This is a genomic window from Marinitoga sp. 1138, from assembly GCF_013363265.1.
GTDB lineage: Bacteria > Thermotogota > Thermotogae > Petrotogales > Petrotogaceae > Marinitoga > Marinitoga piezophila.
This window is the reverse complement of record NZ_LBFA01000003.1, coordinates 1-3,827: the sequence shown is the minus strand read 5'-3', so window position 1 is coordinate 3,827 and position 3,827 is coordinate 1. Positions and strand designations below refer to the sequence as shown.

At 25.1% G+C, this 3,827-nt stretch carries 3 protein-coding genes and 1 pseudogene; all 4 read left to right on the top strand.

Translation table 11 applies throughout. The features are described 5' to 3' along the window. Positions 1-442: 442 nt before the first annotated feature. Positions 443-1,233: pseudogene (locus XO11_RS10395) on the top strand (PqqD family peptide modification chaperone); the annotation flags it as partial. A 273-nt stretch (positions 1,234-1,506) separates the two neighbouring features. After that, positions 1,507-1,830: an SPASM domain-containing protein gene (locus tag XO11_RS10470; RefSeq protein ID WP_254873283.1), complete on the top strand. Its 324-nt coding sequence runs from the start codon at positions 1,507-1,509 to the stop codon at positions 1,828-1,830. Next, positions 1,800-3,485, top strand: a complete 1,686-nt coding sequence (locus XO11_RS01560; RefSeq protein WP_014295735.1) for an ABC transporter ATP-binding protein — start codon at positions 1,800-1,802, stop codon at positions 3,483-3,485. Before XO11_RS10470 ends, XO11_RS01560 begins: the two co-directional genes overlap by 31 nt. Before the next feature lie 26 nt (positions 3,486-3,511). Then, positions 3,512-3,733, top strand: a complete 222-nt coding sequence (locus XO11_RS10585) for an ATP-binding cassette domain-containing protein (protein WP_075780161.1) — start codon at positions 3,512-3,514, stop codon at positions 3,731-3,733. Positions 3,734-3,827: the final 94 nt, after the last annotated feature.

Below are 3,827 nucleotides of genomic sequence, written 5' to 3'. Positions count from 1 at the left end.
ATTTTATATCTACGTAGATATTATATCAAAAATTTAAATCTTTTCAGCCGGCTGTTTTGTTCTGGCGCCAGAAAAATATAAAATAGAAGGAAATATAAGGAGGTTATAAAATGCTAAAAGGTTATTATTTTATTAACAATAAGATGGAACCTGTTGCTGAATGCTCTTTTTGTCAAGGAGCTATTGTTGTTTGTTGGGTAACGTGGTAAATCACCATGATTATATATAAATTTAAAGGAGAGTGGTTAAAATGTTAAAAGGTTATTATTTTATTAATAGTAAAATAGAACCTGTTGTTGAATGTTCTTTTTGTCAATCTGCTATAGTAGTATGCGGAGTTATATGGTAACTACATAATTATTAGTAAATATAGTTAAACGTTTCCCATCATAAAACAAGATGGGAAACGTATTTTAAAAATTATCAAGTAAGGAGGAACAAAATGAAAAATAAAATATTATTATTATCCCCAAAAGTAAATTTAATAAAAACTAATAAAGGCGCTATTTTAAAGCGTGTGGGTGGAAGTAATCTGATATTTTTAAGTCAAACAGAAGCTTTATTTTTATCGTTGTGTGACGGAACTAAAACTTTTGAAGATATTAGTGAAAAGATATCAAATTTATATGAAGTTTCGATTGATATAGTAAAAAATGATTTACATATTTTAATAGACAAATTTAATAAAATTAATATAATAAATTTTTTACCTCAAAAATTACATAAAAGATTGTCGAAATATACTGAGAATGAATATCTTTTTATTCCTGAAATTGATAGTCCTATTATTATTCCACATAAAATTAATAGTATAGGTTTTTCTTTAACGGATTATTGTCCTTTAAATTGTAATTATTGTTTTGGTAATTTCAATTCAAATAATACTAAAAAATATTTACCAACCGAAAAAGTTATTTCAATTATTGAAGAAGCTGAAGAATTAGGAAAAGTAGAATATGTATCTTTATCAGGCGGTGATCCTATAGCTCATTCTGGATTAGCTAAAATTATTAATTTTTTGGGAAAAAAAGAATAAATTATGAAGTTTCAACAAAAGGAACAATTCTATCAAAAGAAAAAATTATAGAATTAGTTGATGCGGGTTTAAGAAACATTCAAATAAGTATAGATGCATGGGAACCAGAAAAATGGTCCAGAATAACAGGTTTAAAGAAAGAAGATTTTAACAAAGTTATAGAAGCTTTTTATTGGTGCAATGTGTTTAATATAAAAACCAGGGGGCGAATAACTTTATCTAAGGAAAACTTAAATGATTTAGAAATTTTATTTCAGAAATTACCTTTTTTAGGTGTTGAAGAAATTAGAGTAGTTCCTATACTTCCAATTGGAAGAGGAATTTTATCCCAAACATTGACAGAAAATGAAATAAAATATGCAATATCGTTAAAAGAAAAATATGAAAAAATATACAATGGAAGTATCAAAATTACATATGGATTACAAAAATTTGCAAAAAATATAACCTGTGGCGGTGCAAAAGTTGCAATGCAAATATGTTCTGATGGGGAAGTTATATTGTGTGATGTAGTAGAAGGAATAAATAAATCGGCATTCAGTTATGGAAATATATTCGAAAAATCTATAAAAGATATATGGTTTTCCGAAAAAGCGAATAGATTTAGATATAATTTAGATTTAAAAGAATGTATTCAGTGTGATAAATTTAGTACCTGTAATGGTGGCTGCAGAGCAGTTGCATATAAATATTATGGAGATATAAACAAACATGATCCAAGATGTTTAAATTATTCAGAAAAGAAAGAAGGTGAATTATTTATATGGAAAAAAGAAGAGATGACAACAAATTAGAAAAAAAAGAAATATATAATTTTTTATTCAAAATATTTAAAAGATATTGGAAAAGACAAATAATAGCTATTTTATTTATTGGTTTGATGGCAATATCAGCATTGGTTTTTCCAATGCTGATTAAATATATGATAGATGTTGTAATACCAGAAAAAAATTTTCAAATTCTCTTTAAATATATATTTATAATGATAGGAGTATTGATTGCAACTTCTGTGATAAGTTATTTAGGTGAAATAATATTTGAGATGAATGCATTAATAGCCAAACGTGATATAAGAAAAGAAATTATAATAAAATTAACAAAATTACCATATGAATTTTTTATGAAAATTAATTCAGGTGAGTTAATATCAAAATTAATGTCAGATCTTGAAATGGTTGGAGTTGTAGTTTCTCAGGTGTTTCCAGTTTTTGTATTATCGATATTACAAATTGCAGGAATAATAGGAATGATGTTTTATTTAAATTGGAAACTAGCAATGGTGCCAATAATTTTAACAATAATATCCCTTTTAATTTTGAAGATCATAAATAAAAAAGCAGAACATATCTCAATTATTGAAAGAGAAAAATTTGGAGAAATTACAAATTTATTAGTAGATATTATAAATAATATAAAAACAATAAAAGTAATGAATGTGTATAGTTGGACAGAAGAAATGATGGATACTATATTATATAACCATTATAATGTTGGGAAAAAGTTTATAAAATTTATAAAATTATCCGGAGCAATAGGTAATTCCATAAATGGATTAATAACAGTTGGAGTATTTGGATATGGAGGATATTTAATTATAAAAAATGAAATAACTCTTGGAACATTAATAGCTTTTTGGACATTTATTCAAACATTGATGTCACCTTTGCAATTATTAATGAAGGTAAATATGGTACTTAGAAGCTCATGGGGTGGGATAAAGAGAATAGTTGATATAACAAAATATGAAGAAGAAAAGGTTGAAGAGAAAAAAATAGAAAATATTAATTCAATTCAACTGGAAAATATCGAATATGGTTTTAATAATGAAAAAATACTTGAAACAGTAAATTTAAACCTACAAAAAGGAAAAATAATATGTATAACAGGAGAGAATGGAGTAGGAAAGACAACTTTATTTAATGTAATAACAGGTCTATATATACCGAAAAAAGGAAAAATAAAATTAAATGATAAAGAAACAATAGAAAGTAATATATTAAGAAAACATATTGGATATGTGGAACAAGAACCCGTATTATTTAAAAATTGTAGTATTAAAGAAAATATATTGATGGGAAGAAAGATTTCAAAAGAGAAATTTGAGGAAATTTTGAAAATAACTGATCTGGAAAAAATAATATCAAAATTTGAAAATGGAATAGAGGAAAAAGTGCAGAATATAAATTTATCTGGTGGTCAAAAGCAAATGATAGCAATAGCAAGAGCATTAATATCAGAACCTCAGATTATCTTACTTGATGAATTTACATCTGCAATGGATGCGAAAAATGAGGAAATAATACATGAAATTTTAAAAAAGTTAAAAAAAGAAGGAAAAATAATAGTTTTAATAACACATAGGAAATCAACATTAGAGATATGTGATGAGAAACTAAAAATCGAAAAAGGTGAATTAGAAAAGCTTACTGATAAAAATTTATATTATTAAGCAATTATCCTCTGGAGGTATAACAAATGGAAGAATTATTAAAAGTAGAAAAAATAAGCAAAACATATCCAAATGGAGTAAGAGCAAATAATAATATAAATTTTAGTTTAAAAACAAATGAAATTATTGGATTAATTGGTCCAAATGGAGCAGGAAAAACAACATTAATAAGACAGATTTTAAAATTATTGAAACCAACTTCAGGAAACATTATTATAAATGATGGTAGTATAATAAAAAGTGTGTAAATAAAAAAATAAAAAAATAAAAAGAATGAATATGTGAAAAAAGGAAGCCCAGAAGTGTGGTGAAAGAGAAAGGGGATTTTGAAAAAAAGGTTAG